We start from the raw sequence: 17,416 nt of genomic DNA, 5'->3' as shown, positions 1-17,416 counted from the left end.
TTGTCTGAATAATTCTGTCTTAAGCCGTTGCAGCATGTAACACCTGCGGATTGGGGTGGAAAAAAACGTGCTCAAGGACAGGTCCTATAGCGACTTCGCCGATTTCCTCGTAGCCCTGACGCTTGTAGAACTCCAGATAGCGAGAATTCCCCGTATCCAGCACCACACCGGACGAATGCGGGTCTTCGGCGCACCAATTGTGCACGGCTTCCAGCAGTTGCTCGCCGTAATGCTTGCACTGGAATTGCGGATGAATGCCCAGCAGCGGCAGCACATGCACCGATTCGCTGGGCAGGCAGGCCAACACCGCCTGATGGTATTCGAGGTAGCGACGGGTGCCGCGTACACCGGTGCTCAACCACATGCGCAGCTGCCAGGCCCAGCTTTCGGTGATCCCCAGACGCCGTTGCGGGGGGGCGATCAACGCGATGCCGATCAGGCGGTCGTTGATGAACAGGCCAATCGCCGGCAGTTTCTGGAAAAAGTGCTGCTTGACCAGCTCGCGCACGGTGGCACGGACCCGTTGTTCATAGCCTGGGCGCTCGGCCTCAAAAATGTAGGCGAACGTCGGCTCATGCCGATAGGCCTGGTACAGCAGGGAGCGGGCCTCGCGGGAATAGCCGCTGTTGAGCAGGCGAATATCGGCAATGGCAGTCGAGGTTTCAGGCATACAGTCAATCTCCCTGGGCACCACTCAAAAGGTGGCGTTCTTATGGGTACGAACCTACGCAGCATCAGTCGTTCCCAGACATTAGCAGTGCATCTGTCCTACCGCCACGCTGGCCCCCGTCCGACTTGTCCGCTAGCATCGCCCTTTTGCCAGGACTGGACTGCCGACCATGAAAATCGTCTCCTTCAATATCAACGGGCTGCGCGCCCGCCCTCATCAGCTGGCGGCGCTGATTGAAAAACACCAGCCCGACGTGATCGGCCTGCAGGAAACCAAGGTCCACGACGACCAGTTCCCCCTCGCCGAAGTGCAGGCCTTGGGCTATCACGTGTACTACCACGGGCAAAAAGGTCACTACGGCGTGGCGCTGCTGTCGCGCAAAGAAGCCTTGAGCGTGCACAAAGGTTTTGCCAGCGATGAAGAAGACGCCCAGCGCCGCTTTATCTGGGGCACCTTCGCCGACGAGAACGGCCAGCCGGTCACCATCATGAACGGCTATTTCCCCCAGGGCGAAAGCCGTGACCACCCCACCAAGTTCCCGGCCAAGCAGCGCTTCTACGCAGACTTGCAGCAACTGCTGGAAAGCCAGTTCAGCAATGACCAGGCACTGGTGGTGATGGGCGATGTGAATATTTCCCCGGAAGATTGCGACATCGGCATCGGCGCCGACAACGCCAAACGCTGGCTGAAAACCGGCAAGTGCAGCTTCCTGCCGGAAGAGCGCGAGTGGATGGCACGCCTGAAGAACTGGGGCCTGGTGGACAGCTTCCGCCACCTCAACCCGGACGTGGCCGACCGTTTCAGCTGGTTCGACTACCGCAGCCGCGGGTTTGAAGACGAGCCCAAGCGCGGGCTGCGCATCGACGTGATCCTCGCATCCAATGGCCTGGTGCCACGGGTCAAGGATGCCGGGGTGGATTACGAATTGCGCGGGCTGGAAAAACCGTCGGACCATGCGCCGATCTGGCTTGAACTGAGCTGACCACACGCTCCACTGTAGGAGCCGGCTTGCCGGCTCCTACGGGTGCTCGTCACATGAATGCAATCTTGCTGACTTAATCTCGCCGCACCCCCTTTGGCTTGAGAAGGTGCCGGCATGATGCTGCGCGTTCTGTTAGTGCTGACCCTTTTTCCTCTCTTCGCTGTCGCTGCTTCCCTCCCCGTTCCCGAGCAAGGCCCCGCCTTGCGCATCCAGGGCTCCAACACCATCGGTGCGGCGCTCGGCCCCGCGCTGGTCAAGGGCTTGATGGAACATCAAGGCTTGCAGAGCGTGCACAGCGAACCTGGCGATGGCGCCAATGAACAGCGGGTCATCGGCAAGACGCGCCAGGGCAAGACCGTGACCATCGAAGTCGCGGCCCACGGCTCCAGCACCGGATTTGCCGCACTGAAAAAAGCCGGCGCCGACCTTGCAGCGTCGTCGCGTCCGATCAAGGACAGCGAGCTGGTGGACCTCGAACCCTTGGGCGACCTGAAAAGCCCCGGCGCCGAGCAGGTGATCGCCATCGACGGCCTGGCCATCATCCTCAACCCGCAAAACGCACTGAACACGTTGAACACCGAACAACTGGCGCAGATCTTCAACGGCGAAGCCAGCACCTGGGAGGCCCTCGGTGGCATCGGCGGGCCCATTCACGTGTACGCGCGCGATGATCAATCCGGCACTTACGACACGTTCAAGGAACTGGTGCTGAATCGGCGCAGCAAGCCTCTCGTCGCGTCAGCCAAGCGTTTCGAGTCCAGCGAAGCGCTGTCCGATGCGATCAGCCAGGATCCCCAGGGCATCGGTTTCATCGGCCTGCCCTACGTGCGCCAGGCCAAGGCGGTGGCGATTGTCGACGGCGATTCGCAACCGATGCTGGCGCTCAATAGCCTGATCGCTACCGAGGATTACCCGCTGTCGCGCCGCTTGTTCTTTTACCTGCCGCCGTCCGGGCACAACCCCTGGGCCAAGGCGCTGGTGGACTTCACCCAGACCAGCAAGGGCCAGGCGATCGTCGCGGCCAACGGGTTTATCGCACAGCAGGTGCAGGCGATCGCGGTGCAGCCACGTCCATCGATGCCCGAGGATTATCAGGCCATCGCCCGTGAGGCCCAGCGGCTGACGGTGAATTTTCGTTTCGAGGAAGGCAGCGCAAGCCTCGACAACAAGGCGCGCCAGGATCTGCAGCGCGTGGTGACGTACCTGAAAAGCCATGAAAAGCTGGATAAACAAGTGACGCTGGTGGGTTTCGGCGACGCCAAGAACGACCCGCAGCGCGCCGCGCTGCTGTCGAAGTTGCGCGCGATGGCGGTGCGCCGTGAGCTGGTCAAGAGCGGCGTGGTACTGCGCGATATCCGTGGGTTCGGCGCGCAGATGCCGGTGGCGGCGAATACGGCGGACGAGGGACGGATCAAGAATCGGCGGGTGGAGGTGTGGGTGTACTGAAAAGCGCCAAGCAAGCGCCCAGCAACCACCCTGTGGTGAGCGGGCTTGCCCCGCGTTGGGCTGCGCAGCAGGCCCGATCAAGAACGCCGCGGTCCTTCAGGTAAATAGGGTACTCAGGTTTCAGGGGGGCTTCGCCCCCCCAACGCGGGGCAAGCCCGCTCACCACAATGGAGCGCGTTTCGAGCGGCCTTTTTACTGCCCGCTGCGCATCAACTCTTTAGGCACATATTTGCCGATCTCGAACTTGCCGATCGCTGCGCGGTGCACTTCGTCCGGGCCGTCGGCCAGGCGCAGGGTGCGTTGCATGGCGTACATGTAGGCCAGCGGGAAGTCGTTGGACACACCGGCGCCGCCGTGGATCTGGATCGCCCGGTCGATCACCTTCAAGGCGACGTTCGGGGCCACCACCTTGATCTGGGCGATTTCGCTTTTCGCCACTTTATTGCCCACGGTGTCCATCATGTAGGCGGCCTTCAAGGTCAGCAGGCGCGCCATGTCGATTTCCATGCGTGAGTCGGCAATCTTGTCGATATTGCCGCCCAGGCGCGCCAACGGCTTGCCGAACGCGGTGCGGCTGACGGAGCGTTTGCACATCAGTTCCAGTGCGCGCTCGGCCATGCCGATTGAGCGCATGCAGTGGTGAATACGGCCCGGGCCAAGGCGCCCCTGGGCAATCTCGAAGCCACGGCCCTCACCGAGCAGCACGTTTTCATACGGCACACGCACGTTGTCAAACAGCACTTCGGCATGGCCATGGGGGGCGTCGTCGTAACCGAACACCGGCAGCGGCCGGACGATTTTCACGCCGGGGGCGTCCACCGGCACCAGGATCATCGAGTGTTGCTGGTGGCGCGGCGCATCCGGGTTGCTCAGGCCCATGAAGATCAGAATCTTGCAGCGCGGGTCGCAGGCGCCGGAGGTCCACCACTTTTTACCGTTGATCACCCACTCGTCGCCCTGGCGCTCGGCGCGGGCGGCCATGTTGGTGGCGTCCGAGGAGGCCACATCCGGCTCGGTCATGGCGAATGCCGAGCGAATCTCGCCGCGCAGCAGCGGTTCGAGCCAGCGTTGCTTCTGTTCTTCATTGGCGTAGCGCACCAGCACTTCCATATTGCCGGTGTCGGGGGCGGAGCAGTTGAACGGCTCCGGGCCCAGTAGCGAGCGGCCCATGATTTCGGCCAGCGGCGCGTATTCAAGGTTGGTCAGGCCGGCGCCCAGTTCGGATTCGGGCAGGAACAGGTTCCACAGGCCTTCGGCCTTAGCCTTGGCTTTCAGCTCTTCCATGATGGCGGTGGGCTGCCAGCGATCACCTTCGCTGACCTGGCGTTCGAACACCGGCTCGGCCGGGTAAACGTAAGCATCCATGAACGCAGTGACGCGTTCACGCAGTTCCTGAACCTTGGGCGAATAGGCGAAATCCATGAGCAGCTCCCTTCTCTGAGAGGTTGTTTAGGTCATGCAATCGATGCTAGAACAGCGCTGATAATTTACCTAGCCTATTCTCGGCGTGTATTAACATTCATCACCGATATATGATCGGCGTATGGACACCTAACAATAAGAGCGCAACGAAATGAATCTGAGCAAGGTCGACCTCAACCTCTTTATCGTCTTTGACGCGATCTACACCGAAGCCAACCTGACCCGTGCCGGGCAGATTGTCGGCATTACCCAGCCGGCGGTGTCCAACGCCCTGGCGCGTCTTCGGGAAACCTTCAACGACCCGCTGTTCGTGCGCACCGCCCAGGGCATGGTGCCTACGCCGATGGCGCAGAACATCATCGGCCCGGTGCGCAATGCGCTGTCGTTGCTGCGGGTGTCGGTGCAGGAGAGCCGCATCTTCAACCCGCAGCAGGCGGCGAAGACCTATCGCATCAGCATGACCGACCTCACCGAGGCGGTGATTCTGCCCCTGCTGTTCCAGCGCCTGCGCCGCCTGGCGCCGACCGTGGTGATCGAGAGCTTCCTGTCCAAACGCCGCGAGACCACCAAGGAACTGGCGGCCGGGCGCCTGGATTTTGCCGTGGATGCGCCGCTCAATACCGACCCGCAAGTGCGCCACGTCAAGTTGATGGAAGACCGCTACGTGTGTGCCATGCGCAAGGGCCACCCGATGGCGGGCAAGGACAAATTCACCCTGGATGACTACCTGTCGCTGACCCACATTCATATCTCCAGCCGCCGCAACGGCCTGGGCCACGTCGACCTGGCCCTGGGCAAGATGGGCATCCAGCGCAAGATTGCCCTGCGCTCCCAGCATTACCTGATGGCCTCGCAGGTGCTGCAGCAGACCGACATGGTCATGACCGTGCCGGAGCGTTTCGCCCGTCGCCATGAACTGCACTGGTTCAACCTGCCGGTCAACGATGTGCCGCCGGTGGAAACCCACCTGTACTGGCACGAAAGCACCGACCAGGACCCGGCCAATCGCTGGATGCGCGAGCAGATGATCGAGCTGTGCCAGCAGGTGACCGCGCATGAGAAGAAGCTCGATGGCAAGCAGGTTTGACCCCGGGTGAGCGGACTTGCCGTGGCGAGCAGGCTTGCCCTGCGTCGGGCGGCGAAGCAGCCCCCTGAGCAATCCGCCTTGACGTAAACGTCAACCTGACATTAGCTTAGCGCCAAGACCTTCTTGAGCGCCCCCATGAGCACCACCTACAGCATCTCCGACCTCGCCCGCGAGCTCGACATCACGACCCGCGCCATTCGCTTCTATGAAGAACAAGGCCTGCTGGCCCCGGAACGCCGGGGCCAGGAGCGCATCTACTCGGCGCGTGACAAGGTCAGCCTGAAGCTGATCCTGCGCGGCAAGCGCATTGGCTTTTCCCTGGCCGAGTGTCGCGAGCTGATCGAACTCTACGACCCCACCAGCGGCAACCATATCCAGCTCAACAGCATGCTCGCGAAGATCGCCGAGCGCCGTGAGCAACTGGAGCAACAGTTGCTGGATATCGAACAGATGAAACTGGAACTGGACACCGCCGAAGAGCGCTGCACCCAGGCCCTCGCACAGACCATGAACCAGGCCGGTCATTAACCAGAAGGTAGCTGCCATGCCCCTCCCCTCACACGTACGCCTGGTGGAAGTCGGCCCGCGCGACGGTTTGCAGAACGAAGCCCAGCCCATCAGCGTGGCCGACAAGGTTCACCTGGTGGATGCCCTCAGCGCGGCGGGCTTGAGCTATATCGAAGTCGGCAGCTTTGTCTCGCCCAAGTGGGTGCCGCAGATGGCCGGCTCTGCCGAGGTGTTCGCGCAGATCCAGCGCAAGCCCGGCGTGACCTACGGCGCACTGGCGCCGAACCTGCGCGGCTTTGAAGACGCGCTGGCGGCCGGGGTGAAGGAAGTCGCAGTGTTTGCCGCGGCGTCCGAGGCGTTTTCCCAGCGCAACATCAACTGCTCCATCAGTGAAAGCCTGGAACGCTTTGCGCCGCTGATGGCCCAGGCCAGGCAGCACGGCATCAGTGTGCGTGGCTATGTGTCCTGTGTGCTGGGCTGCCCATACGAGGGCGAGATCGCGCCGGAGCAAGTGGCGGCGGTCGCGCGCGAACTGTATGCGATGGGCTGCTATGAAGTGTCCCTGGGCGACACCATCGGCACCGGCACGGCAGGCGCCACTCGCAGATTGTTCGACGTGGTGGGCGCGCAGGTACCACGCGACAAGTTGGCCGGCCACTTCCATGACACCTATGGCCAGGCCATCGCCAATATCTACGCCAGCCTGCTCGAAGGTATCAACGTGTTCGACAGCTCTATCGCGGGCCTCGGCGGCTGCCCTTACGCCAAGGGCGCCAGCGGTAACGTCGCCACCGAAGACGTGCTCTACCTGCTCAATGGCCTGGGCATCGACACCGGTATCGATCTGGACGCATTGATGCGCGCGGGCCAGCACATCAGCCAGGTGTTGGGCCGGCCTACCGGCTCGCGGGTGGCCAAGGCACGTAACGCCAGTTGAGTAGCGCGGGCGTGACAATGTGTTACCGCACAGCTACACATCGAGTAACACGGGAACATATTTTGTCGCATTTGCCGTAGTCCGTTACCCACACAAAATTTAACTTATTGATTTTAAAGGGTTTTGTAAAGTTGGCACGGCTTCTGCTATCTCTATGGCATAACAAGAATAAAAAGCGCCAAACCTAATAAAAATAAGACGAAACGACTCTGACATAACAAAAACAACACGGCAGAGACGCAGCTAACAGATTTTTTTGGAGAAGATGTGCTTCGCAGGGTACGGCGTGCCGCAACCCGCAACCGGTTAGAGAAAAATAAAACTACCTCAGGTAGCTACCCACTGGTTGGATCGATAACGAAGAAGCAGATCAGCGCTCAAAAAAATACGTTTGCTCTTGACCCCGGATGGGGGTCGCCAAAAACAGCGGTAAAGGGTAACGGTTGCCAAAAACAACAATAGACCGCCCCTCAATAATAAAAAAAGAGCACGCAACGACAAATTAAAGGGGACCCTCGGGTCCCCTTTGTGCTTTCTGCACGACCATCACTCAGGGCAATGTCCCCTCCTCGTCTGCGGCGTTATCAAGCACCTTGCGTGTCAAGATTTGCCGGGCACGTTGTTCCAGCGCCTGACGTGCGGCACTCACCTGCTCGTGTTCTCTCACGTAAAAAGCACTTTGCATCGAGCCCGATACCAGAATTTCATCCCGGCGTTTGCCCAACAGACCCGCCAGCCGGTCGGCCGCCGCGTCATAGCTTGCCTGCCACACATCTTGCGTCGCCTGACCTGCTGCACTGTCTTGCTCGCGTTGCAGATCCGACAGTTCATCCAACGCAGTGCTTTTCTTCTCGAGCAGCTCCAGTTCTGGCGCTATCAATGCGTTGAACGCTTGCGAGTAATGGGTTTGAAGGTGCCTTTCCCAAAACGGGCAACCCACAAAAAACACCTCCTGCTTAGTGGCATCCCGCTCCTCCCTGAGCACGGTTGCATAAGCTTCATCAATCGCCGCGGCGCTGACATTGGCCTGGTGGGGGAACAACATCTCACGGGACTTGACCGGTAACCCCAGCCTGTCTGCAAGACCGATGCGATAAGCCAGGATCACTTCGACCTGCTCAGTGAACCCCGGCCCCCTGGCCACGACATCCCGTTGCGCAATGGCGTCCACCAGGTGTAGACGGAATAGTTTGCGGGCAGTGGATATCAGCGCGCCCTCCGCATTCTGCGTTTGCACCAACTCCAGCGCCCTGGCCGCCATCAGCTCGCTTTCCAGGTTCATGAATTCAACCGAACTGCCGTCGCCACAGGTGATGCGACCGTCGGCGATCGGGAATAACGACTGCCGGATACTCTCGGTTTCACTCGCAGCCTCAAGCATGTCCCAGACCCTCTGGGTAATTTCGGGTCGGGCAGTTTGACTGGCGTACTCGGCACTGCGGGTGGTGTCGGCCAAGACGGTAAAAAAATCTGTCGAACCAGTGCAGCCCGACAGCTCATCCCAGATCGCGCCGTACCGCGCCAACTCGGCGGGCGGGACTTCCTCCAACCAACGGTCGCGCGCTTCCTGCGAGGTGATGTGATCGCCCCATTCTTCGCCCATTTCAAGGCGCGCAAGGGTGGCCGCCGACAAGGGATTTTCGTGCACATTGATGCGCTCGCGGTGCTCATAAGCGTATTCAGGCAACGTGGTGATCTGGTTTGAATGCAGATCGATCAAGGTCAGGGCGGGCAAACGCTCGGCGCCGATGGGGAACCGGGTGGTGCCGGTATACGGCAGGCGCAGCTCGTTCAACTGGCGCAGGCGGCTCAGATTGGCAGACCAACCCAAATGTCGATTGTATCCAAGGTTCAAACTCTTCAACTGCTGCAGGCTCTCCAGGCGCAATCGGCTCGGCCCGTTCAGCCGGATATCATTGCTGCGCAAGTTGAGTGCGGTAAGCCCTGCCCCGCCGTCTCGAAACACCGGCAGTTGGGTTAAATTATTTTCGCTCATGTCCAGCCAGCGCAAGCCACCAAACGCCTGCAAAAAAGGCAACGATTCGTCTGAAAGCCCCATTCCACATAACTTCAAATTGCCCACATGATCCATATTGGCGGTAATCGCAGGCAGTTCACCCACCGCTTCAGTGGACAGATCGAGGCCGGGGCCGATGAGTACTCCATCTACCAGCCATTGCTGGAACGCAATTCGCTGCCAGGCATATTTGATCGTCGTCGACACTCTGCGCCTGGCACTCGCATAGCCGGAGTCCTCCTCCTGCCAGTTGACCAGCGCTTTATTCAGGTCGGAAAACTCGGTTTCCAGGTGCACCAGCCTCGCCAACAGCACGGCATCCGAGGCACCTTGAAGCCCGAGCAGGCTCTCGACCTCCTCCAGGGGCTTGGAGTACAGCAGCATGGCTTTCATCGTGCAATCAAACGGACGCTGTGCAACGCCGCCCACCGGACTCAACGGATAACCGATGCGCCCATCCGCCAGACGCATCGGGGATTTGAAGCCGGGCCTGATCGGTTGCAGGCCCAGCGCACGCCGGCTTGCCTGCTCGTCCAGCGGCAAGTGCGCCAGTTGCGCTTTCAAGGCCTTGGTGGACGATTGCAACGCTGGCCAGCGGGTGAACCGACCGCCGCTGGCAAGCCACAGCGCGCTGAAAAAGGCGTCCTTGTCATAGCGCCAATAAAGTCTTTGTTGCGGCACGCTGTATAACATCCACTCCTTCATGTCGCTGCGGATCAGACGAAGCTGCCTGGGGGCGGTCGTATCGCCGACCCGGTCCAGTACAGCCCCTTCATACGTATCGGCACGCAGCTCAATACACACCCCATCCAACTGCCCCGGGATGGCGGCCAGCTTGTGCAGCGCCAGGTGTACGCCGTCCATTGTGAGCGCGTTGTCGAACAGAAGATCAGCCTGTGCGCGCATGACGCGCGCCTTCTGAGCGTAACGGCGTGCCTCTTCGGCCAACCGCAACGGCAAGCGTGATGTGGGTTCGATGCAGCGTGCCAATTCATCGGGCCTGGCATGGGCGACTATCTCTTCGGCAGCCAATTTAGGCAGGCTGGGAAAGCTGCGCTGCAGCCACTGGACATGGACATCACTGGAGATATCACCGGCTGACATCTCCAGATTGAACAGCTCAGCCCGGGTGTTTTTAGCCGCTGTCAGCAACCGATCCCGGTACCGTGCCGCCCTGACCGCAGGTGCGCGTTCTGCGCGCATCAGTTGCGCCATGCGTTCTTCGGTGAATGTCGGTTTACCGTCAACCGAACGCTCACCGGGCGTAATGATGCCCAGCATCACTTGCTCCGCGAGTATCTCGCGCTCGACCTCGTCCTCGTCCAACAACTCGCGTATTTCAGTTTCAGTCATTTGTTCGAGCATGGCGGGAAACAAGGCCCCACTGTCGAGATGTTTAGGCTGCAACTTGACCACCTCCCGAGGGTTTCTCACTTTGGCTGAAAGCCACGTCAGATCGCCCTCGGAATCAAAGGCCAGCAGCACCCGCGATTTAGGCCACATGCCATTATCGATCAACAATTTCACTTGCATGTACCAGTTGACGCGGCTGAACACGTTGGGATCGGAGCTGCTCAACCGGTCGATAAACGCCTGATGCCTGGCGTCGCACTCAAATCGCCGCAGCATGTCCCTGAAGAGCGGCGGCGGCGCCCGGTGCTCGACGAACACCTGGCGCAACGCGTCATCCGACACCCCGCTGAATAGCCGCGCCTGCTCGAGCTGGCTATCGCTCAGGTGATCGACCGTATGGCCAATGCGCCGCAGCAAGGTCTTGCGGCCCCACGTCAGGGGTTGTTCGAACTCATGGACCCAGGCGCCCGTGCCGTTATGGTGGATGCGCGGTGCATAACGTGAATCGCCATCGGGATGCAGAAGCCTGGATTGCCCCTCCGAGCCGGTAACGACCTGGTAGTGGCCACCGTCAGTTGCCGGCAGATAGAGGCTTCCCTCATGGGCATATAGCCCCTGCGCGTTTGGCCGCAGCCCTTTGGGCAAGGCGATCCGGTGCAGGTATTGGCTCGGATTGACACTGTGCAAACGCGTGCGCCCGCCGAGTTCCACCCGTACCAGGCGCTTGATAAATGCCGTGTCTTTGGCAGCCATCAGCACATGGGGCACCGCCAGCCCGGCCAGATCCAGACCCACCGCCGAAAAGTGCGCCCAGGCCGTGCGGGTGTCGCCGTCGGACCACGCTTCAACGCCTTCGCCTATCTCATAGACCATCTGCACGGCCGCGACGACCAGCATGGCCTCCCCCAGGAAGGGCACCACGAAGGACGCCAGATTGAGAATATCCAGCGCCGTGCTGCCCCACGACCAAAGCCAGGCGTTATACGCTCGATCGGTCACCGATTGGGTGGAGGCCACGGCGGCACTGGCGTTGTTCATGATCAGCCGGATACGCTGCATCGCGCAGTCCATCCAGACATCCCGCCATGAGGCGGCATACGTCCCCTGGTCGGTGATGCGACTTTTATTGGCGGCGGCAAAATCTTCATCCACGGCATGCGCCGCGCCGGGGTCGAGCAAGGCCTTGAGCCGGGTAAAAAAACCGTCCTGATGGGCGAGCGGCACAAACTGGCTGAAGAATTTGCGGTATTCAGCCCGGCACAGACGTGTCGTCAAATGGTCGGTAAAGGCTGCTATGTGGTCATAGCGCTTGAGTGGATGAAGCGGATCGCCAGGGATATACACCATGCAGGGCAGCGGCAGGAGTTGGGCATTCCTTGTGTTTTCCCGCCACTCCACCGGCCCGATGACCAGGATGTTCTCGATATAAAGATTGCACAGCCGCAACGGCGAAAACTTGACCGCCTTTCCTGACCATTTACCGGTGGACTGATTAAGCAGCAGGCTGCAGATCAACTGGTGTTGCGCAGGCTGGATATCACCCTTCATCACCGCGATTTCTGCCGCCAGTTCCAATTGGTTTCGATGACTGATGATCAGGCTGCTATATAACTTGCCCGCCGGCTGATTCTGGGTTGCCGGCGCACTATGGCGGTTGATGGTGGCTCGCAGGTATTCGTAGTAGGAACGCCCCAGATCCAAGTCCCTGCACAGTTGGGCGAACGCGTGGGCCTTGATGTCGAGCTTGAGCGACTTGACATTGGCTGAGGTGTGCACCAGCGCGCTTGAATACCGGTGAAAATCGTACCCGGTGATCAAGTGACAGTCCGCGCACACCGGCTCATTCGCCTGGTCCGGGGCAAAGTTGTTCAGCGCCGCTTCCAACAGGCTGACACCTTTATAAGAATAAAACTGCGGGCCCAATTCGCTGACGCGTGTGGTCGAGACCTCAGTGAGCTGTGCGTCGCAGCTGGTTTGCTCCAGCTTGCGCGCATAGAACACCTTCCTGGGGTCCAGCCGTTTCCCGAACTTTTGTTCGATCGCGGCCGCCAAAAGGGGCTCGGCATACTCTGCCGGTGGCTTCAGCTCACCGAGCAGCTGATCCAGTTGGTTCAACGACGCCCGGCTGCGCTTGTGCACCTTGCCCAGGCGGTCCCTGTCAGCCTGCGGGGCCTTTTTGTACCAGTCGGGAATTCGCAGGTCCAATGACGCCAGTTCAGTTTTGCGGCTGCCCTGCGCCTCGGTGTACCAGTCGGGAGTATTGTCCTTGATGACACTCAGGTGCGGACTTTGCAGGTCCGACACCCTGTCGGCGGGTGGGTCAGTGATGCTTCCTGTCATGCGTGTAGCCTTCGAGTGGCGAAATATTGCGCCACTCTAGGCAACACCCGCGCGCGGGACGCGGTAGGCATGCACCCCGCATCAGCGGCGGATGTTCAGCTCCTCGATGCTGATCTCGCGCATGCGAAATTTCTGGATCTTGCCGGTCACCGTCATCGGAAACTCATCCACGAACTTGAAGTGCCGGGGCGTCTTGAAGTGTGCGATGCGCCCCTTGCACCAGGTCTGCAGTTCCAGCGCATTGGCCACATGCCCCGGATGGAACTTGACCCAGGCGACGATCTCCTCGCCGTAACGCGCATCCGGAATACCGATGATCTGCACATCGGCCACCGCCGGATGGGTGAAGAAGAACTCCTCCAGCTCGCGCGGATAGACGTTTTCCCCACCGCGAATGATCATGTCCTTGTTGCGCCCGGCAATGCTCACATAGCCGTGTTCGTCCATGCTCGCCAGGTCGCCGGTGTGCATCCAGCCGGCGTCGTCGATTGCCTCGCGGGTGGCGTCGGGGTTGTTCCAATAACCGAGCATCACGCTGTAGCCACGGGTGCACAATTCGCCGATCTCACCGCGTGCAACCGTATTGCCATCGGTATCGATGATCTTGCTTTCCAGCTGCGGCTGGGTGCGGCCGACGGTGGTCACGCGGCGCTCCAGGTCATCCTCCGCGCCAGTCTGCAGCGACACCGGGCTGGTCTCGGTCATGCCGTAGGCAATCTGCACCTCGCCCATGTGCAGCTCGCTGATGACCCGGCGCATCACCTCGATGGGGCACGTGGCGCCGGCCATGATGCCGGTGCGCAAGGTCGCCAGGTCGAACTCGCCGCGGCGTGGGTCATCGAGCATCGCGATGAACATCGTCGGTACGCCATACAGACCGGTGGCGCGCTCTTCAGCGACGGCGCTCAAGGTCAGCAACGGGTCGAAGCCGTCATTGGGGTAGATCATGGTGGTGCCGTGGGTGATGCAACCGAGGTTGCCCATGACCATGCCGAAGCAGTGATACAGCGGCACCGGGATGACGAGGCGGTCTTGCGCGGTCAGGCCCAGGCTTTCGCCGACCATGTAGCCGTTATTGAGAATGTTGTGGTGACTGAGGGTGGCCCCCTTGGGGAAGCCGGTGGTGCCGGAGGTGTACTGGATGTTGACGGCTTGATCGAAGTGCAGGCTGGCCTGGCGAGTACGCAAGTGTTCGGGCGGGATGCCGGCACCGAGTGCCGCCAACTGCGCCCAGGGCAGGAATCCCGGCGGCGGGCTGGGGTCGAGGCTGATAAGGCCGCGCAGGTCGGGCTTCAATTCCTGCAACATGGCATGGTAATCGGAGGTCTTGAACGACCCGGCACACACCAGCCACTGGCAGCCGGACTGCTTGAGCACATACTCCAGCTCACTGCTGCGATAGGCCGGGTTGATATTCACCAGGATCACCCCGAGCTTGGCGCTGGCGATCTGGCTGATGCACCACTCGGCGCAGTTGGGGGCCCAGATGCCCAGGCGATCACCGGTCTGCATGCCCAGGGCGAGGAACGCACGCGCATGCAGATCCACCGCCTCGGCCAGTTGCCGCCAGGTGTAGCGGCACTGCTGGTGGCGGACAATCAACGCTTCGCCATCGGGGTATTGCGCGACGGTGTGATCGAAGGCCTGGCCAATGGTCATGGCCAGCAAGGCCTTGTCCTGAGCGCCACGGCTGTAGCTCTGGTTCGGTTGATCCATAACGACCCCTGTTGTCTTTTTTGTAGGTTGACGTAAACGTAAACTACGATTGACAGCGCCTTAACGCAAGCTTACGTTAACGTAAAGGTGAGCACCCTTCCCTGGTGCGCCATCCACACAACAACAAAGCTCACATTAAGGTGCCTGTCCATGAGTTACCCGTCCCTGAACTTCGCCCTCGGTGAAACCATCGACATGCTGCGCGACCAGGTGCAGTCCTTCGTGGCCAAGGAAATCGCCCCGCGCGCGGCACAGATCGACATCGACAACCTGTTCCCCGCCGACCTGTGGCGCAAGTTCGGTGACATGGGCCTGCTCGGCATCACCGTGCCGGAAGAATACGGCGGCGCCGGCCTGGGTTACCTGGCCCACGTGGTCGCCATGGAAGAGATCAGCCGCGGCTCGGCGTCGGTGGCGTTGTCCTACGGCGCTCACTCCAACCTGTGTGTGAACCAGATCAACCGCAACGGCAACCACGCGCAGAAGCTCAAGTACCTGCCAAAGCTGATCAGTGGCGAACACGTCGGTGCGCTGGCCATGAGCGAACCGAACGCCGGATCCGACGTGGTCTCGATGAAACTGCGCGCCGACAAACGCGGCGACCGCTACGTGCTCAACGGCAGCAAGACCTGGATCACCAACGGCCCCGACGCCAGCACGTATGTGATCTACGCCAAGACCGACCTGGAAAAAGGCCCCCACGGTATTACCGCGTTTATCGTCGAGCGCGACTGGAAAGGTTTCAGCCGCAGCACCAAGTTCGACAAGCTGGGCATGCGCGGCTCCAACACCTGCGAGCTGTTTTTCGATGACGTGGAAGTGCCCGAGGAGAACATTCTCGGCGTGCTCAATGGCGGCGTGAAAGTGCTGATGAGCGGCCTCGACTACGAACGCGTGGTGCTTTCCGGCGGCCCCACCGGGATCATGCAGGCGTGCATGGACCTGATCGTGCCGTACATCCACGACCGCAAGCAGTTCGGCCAGAGCATCGGCGAATTCCAGCTGATCCAGGGCAAGGTCGCCGACATGTACACCCAACTCAACGCCAGCCGCGCCTACCTCTACGCGGTGGCCCAGGCTTGCGAGCGCGGCGAAACCACGCGCAAGGACGCCGCCGGGGTGATCCTCTACAGCGCCGAACGCGCCACGCAAATGGCCCTCGACGCGATCCAGATCCTGGGCGGCAACGGCTATATCAACGAATTCCCCGCCGGGCGCCTGCTGCGTGATGCCAAGCTGTATGAAATCGGCGCCGGCACCAGCGAGATTCGGCGGATGCTGATCGGTCGCGAACTCTTCAACGAAACCCGCTGAAGGAGCGCACTCATGGCCACCCTGCACACCCAGCTCAACCCGCGCTCGGCGGAATTCGTCGCCAACAGCGCGGCAATGCGCCAACAGGTCGACGCCCTGCACACCTTGCTCGCCCATGTGCAGCAAGGTGGCGGCGCCAAGGCCCAGGAACGCCACACCTCACGCGGCAAGCTGCTGCCACGCGAGCGCATCAATCGCCTGCTCGACCCGGGCTCGCCGTTCCTTGAGCTCAGCCAACTGGCCGCCCATCAGGTGTACGGCGAGGACGTGCCTGCCGCCGGGGTGATCGCCGGGATCGGCCGCGTCGAAGGTGTCGAGTGCATGATCGTCGCCAACGACGCCACGGTGAAAGGGGGTTCCTACTACCCGCTCACGGTGAAAAAACACCTGCGCGCCCAGACTATCGCCGAGCAGAACCGCCTGCCGTGCATCTACCTGGTCGACTCCGGCGGCGCCAACCTGCCGCGCCAGGACGAGGTATTCCCGGACCGCGAGCACTTCGGACGGATCTTCTTCAACCAGGCCAACATGAGCGCCCAGGGCATCCCGCAGATCGCCGTGGTAATGGGCTCGTGCACCGCCGGCGGCGCCTATGTGCCGGCGATGGCCGACGAAGCGATCATGGTGCGCAACCAGGCGACCATCTTCCTCGCCGGGCCGCCACTGGTGAAGGCCGCAACCGGTGAAGTGGTCAGCGCCGAAGACCTCGGCGGTGCCGACGTGCATTGCAAGGTTTCCGGCGTGGCCGACCACTATGCCGACAACGACGAACACGCGCTGGCCCTGGCCCGGCGCAGCGTGGCCAACCTCAACTGGCGCAAGCAGGGTCAGGTAAGCCAACGCCCGCCCGTGGCGCCGCTGTACAACAGCGAAGAGCTCTACGGGGTGATCCCGGCCGATGCCAAGCAACCATTCGATGTGCGCGAAGTGATCGCGCGGCTGGTCGACGGTTCGGTGTTCGATGAATTCAAGGCGCTGTTTGGCACCACGCTGGTATGCGGCTTCGCGCACTTGCACGGCTACCCGATTGCGATCCTCGCCAACAACGGGATTCTCTTCGCCGAAGCCGCGCAAAAAGGCGCGCACTTTATCGAACTGGCCTGCCAGCGCGGGATTCCGTTGCTGTTCCTGCAGAACATCACCGGCTTCATGGTCGGGCAAAAATACGAGGCCGGCGGCATCGCCAAGCATGGCGCCAAGCTGGTCACCGCGGTGGCCTGCGCCAAGGTGCCGAAGTTCACCGTGATCATCGGCGGCAGTTTCGGTGCCGGCAACTACGGCATGTGCGGCCGCGCCTATGACCCGCGTTTCCTGTGGATGTGGCCCAACGCGCGCATCGGTGTGATGGGCGCCGAACAGGCGGCAGGCGTGCTGGTGCAGGTCAAGCGCGAGCAGGCCGAGCGGGCCGGCCATGGGTTCAGCGCCGAAGAAGAGGCCGCGATCAAGCAGCCGATCCTCGATCAGTATGAAACCCAGGGCCATCCCTACTACTCCAGTGCGCGCCTGTGGGACGACGGGGTCATCGACCCGCTGCAGACCCGCGACGTGCTGGCCCTGGCCCTGTCCGCCGCACTGAACGCCCCGATCGAGCAGAGCAGCTTCGGCGTGTTCCGCATGTAAATGGA

The 17,416-nt window shown here is 61.2% G+C and carries 11 protein-coding genes; 7 read left to right on the top strand and 4 right to left on the bottom strand.

The genetic code is table 11. The features are described from left to right. Nucleotides 1-19: 19 nt before the first annotated feature. A complete protein-coding gene (locus tag C9990_RS11720) occupies nt 20-670 on the bottom strand; it encodes an N-acetyltransferase (RefSeq protein ID WP_106803385.1) in 651 nt (216 codons plus the stop codon). Nucleotides 671-839: 169 nt separating this feature from the next. On the opposite strand from C9990_RS11720, the gene xthA reads away from it, so the two are divergent. Further along, nucleotides 840-1,652 carry an exodeoxyribonuclease III gene (gene xthA, locus C9990_RS11715; protein ID WP_065901056.1) on the top strand — a complete coding sequence of 271 codons (813 nt, stop codon included), beginning with the start codon at nt 840-842 and terminating at the stop codon, nt 1,650-1,652. A gap of 114 nt (nt 1,653-1,766) precedes the next feature. Continuing rightward, the gene (locus tag C9990_RS11710; RefSeq protein ID WP_106803384.1) at nt 1,767-3,098 is read left to right on the top strand and encodes a substrate-binding domain-containing protein; all 1,332 of its coding nucleotides are present in this window, start codon (nt 1,767-1,769) and stop codon (nt 3,096-3,098) included. A 192-nt stretch (nt 3,099-3,290) separates the two neighbouring features. Here C9990_RS11710 and C9990_RS11705 read toward each other — a convergent pair whose 3' ends face one another. Then, a complete protein-coding gene (locus C9990_RS11705) occupies nt 3,291-4,520 on the bottom strand; it encodes an acyl-CoA dehydrogenase (RefSeq protein WP_029298342.1) in 1,230 nt (409 codons plus the stop codon). A gap of 151 nt (nt 4,521-4,671) precedes the next feature. On the opposite strand from C9990_RS11705, the gene C9990_RS11700 reads away from it, so the two are divergent. The 3 genes from C9990_RS11700 to C9990_RS11690 all read left to right on the top strand — a co-directional run bounded on the left by C9990_RS11700 (nt 4,672) and on the right by C9990_RS11690 (nt 7,051). After that, nucleotides 4,672-5,607 (top strand): LysR family transcriptional regulator, encoded by a 936-nt coding sequence (locus C9990_RS11700; RefSeq protein ID WP_106803383.1) that lies wholly within the window; start codon nt 4,672-4,674, stop codon nt 5,605-5,607. A 135-nt stretch (nt 5,608-5,742) separates the two neighbouring features. Beyond that, complete coding sequence (locus tag C9990_RS11695; protein WP_106803382.1) at nt 5,743-6,135, top strand: MerR family DNA-binding transcriptional regulator; 393 nt, start codon at nt 5,743-5,745, stop codon at nt 6,133-6,135. 16 nt (nt 6,136-6,151) lie between these two features. Next, nucleotides 6,152-7,051, top strand: a complete 900-nt coding sequence (locus C9990_RS11690; RefSeq protein ID WP_106803381.1) for a hydroxymethylglutaryl-CoA lyase — start codon at nt 6,152-6,154, stop codon at nt 7,049-7,051. Between the two features lie 550 nt (nt 7,052-7,601). Here the strand turns inward: C9990_RS11690 and C9990_RS11685 are convergent. Next, the gene (locus C9990_RS11685; RefSeq protein ID WP_106803380.1) at nt 7,602-12,761 is read right to left on the bottom strand and encodes an NEL-type E3 ubiquitin ligase domain-containing protein; all 5,160 of its coding nucleotides are present in this window, start codon (nt 12,759-12,761) and stop codon (nt 7,602-7,604) included. Nucleotides 12,762-12,842: 81 nt separating this feature from the next. Next, on the bottom strand, nt 12,843-14,477 hold the full coding sequence (locus C9990_RS11680; protein ID WP_106803379.1) for an AMP-binding protein: 1,635 nt from the start codon (nt 14,475-14,477) through the stop codon (nt 12,843-12,845). Between the two features lie 150 nt (nt 14,478-14,627). On the opposite strand from C9990_RS11680, the gene C9990_RS11675 reads away from it, so the two are divergent. Together C9990_RS11675 and C9990_RS11670 are read left to right on the top strand one after the other, a co-directional pair. Continuing rightward, the gene (locus tag C9990_RS11675; RefSeq protein ID WP_065901070.1) at nt 14,628-15,791 is read left to right on the top strand and encodes an isovaleryl-CoA dehydrogenase; all 1,164 of its coding nucleotides are present in this window, start codon (nt 14,628-14,630) and stop codon (nt 15,789-15,791) included. A gap of 12 nt (nt 15,792-15,803) precedes the next feature. After that, nucleotides 15,804-17,411: a carboxyl transferase domain-containing protein gene (locus C9990_RS11670; protein ID WP_106803378.1), complete on the top strand. Its 1,608-nt coding sequence runs from the start codon at nt 15,804-15,806 to the stop codon at nt 17,409-17,411. The last annotated feature ends 5 nt before the right edge of the window (nt 17,412-17,416 follow it).

This window comes from Pseudomonas sp. S5D5 (assembly GCF_003013355.1).
Classification (GTDB): Bacteria; Pseudomonadota; Gammaproteobacteria; order Pseudomonadales; family Pseudomonadaceae; genus Aquipseudomonas; species Aquipseudomonas aylmerensis.
This window is presented reverse-complemented; position numbering and strand designations above follow the sequence as displayed.

Excerpts from the sequence above, each read along its gene's own strand:
- C9990_RS11675 (WP_065901070.1), top strand. The coding sequence starts at position 14,628 with ATGAGTTACCCGTCCCTGAACTTCGCCCTCGGTGAAACCATCGACATG.
- C9990_RS11705 (WP_029298342.1), bottom strand. The coding sequence starts at position 4,520 with ATGGATTTCGCCTATTCGCCCAAGGTTCAGGAACTGCGTGAACGCGTC.
- C9990_RS11670 (WP_106803378.1), top strand. The coding sequence starts at position 15,804 with ATGGCCACCCTGCACACCCAGCTCAACCCGCGCTCGGCGGAATTCGTC.
- C9990_RS11690 (WP_106803381.1), top strand. The coding sequence starts at position 6,152 with ATGCCCCTCCCCTCACACGTACGCCTGGTGGAAGTCGGCCCGCGCGAC.
- C9990_RS11710 (WP_106803384.1), top strand. The coding sequence starts at position 1,767 with ATGATGCTGCGCGTTCTGTTAGTGCTGACCCTTTTTCCTCTCTTCGCT.
- C9990_RS11680 (WP_106803379.1), bottom strand. The coding sequence starts at position 14,477 with ATGGATCAACCGAACCAGAGCTACAGCCGTGGCGCTCAGGACAAGGCC.
- C9990_RS11695 (WP_106803382.1), top strand. The coding sequence starts at position 5,743 with ATGAGCACCACCTACAGCATCTCCGACCTCGCCCGCGAGCTCGACATC.
- C9990_RS11700 (WP_106803383.1), top strand. The coding sequence starts at position 4,672 with ATGAATCTGAGCAAGGTCGACCTCAACCTCTTTATCGTCTTTGACGCG.
- xthA (WP_065901056.1), top strand. The coding sequence starts at position 840 with ATGAAAATCGTCTCCTTCAATATCAACGGGCTGCGCGCCCGCCCTCAT.
- C9990_RS11720 (WP_106803385.1), bottom strand. The coding sequence starts at position 670 with ATGCCTGAAACCTCGACTGCCATTGCCGATATTCGCCTGCTCAACAGC.
- C9990_RS11685 (WP_106803380.1), bottom strand. The coding sequence starts at position 12,761 with ATGACAGGAAGCATCACTGACCCACCCGCCGACAGGGTGTCGGACCTG.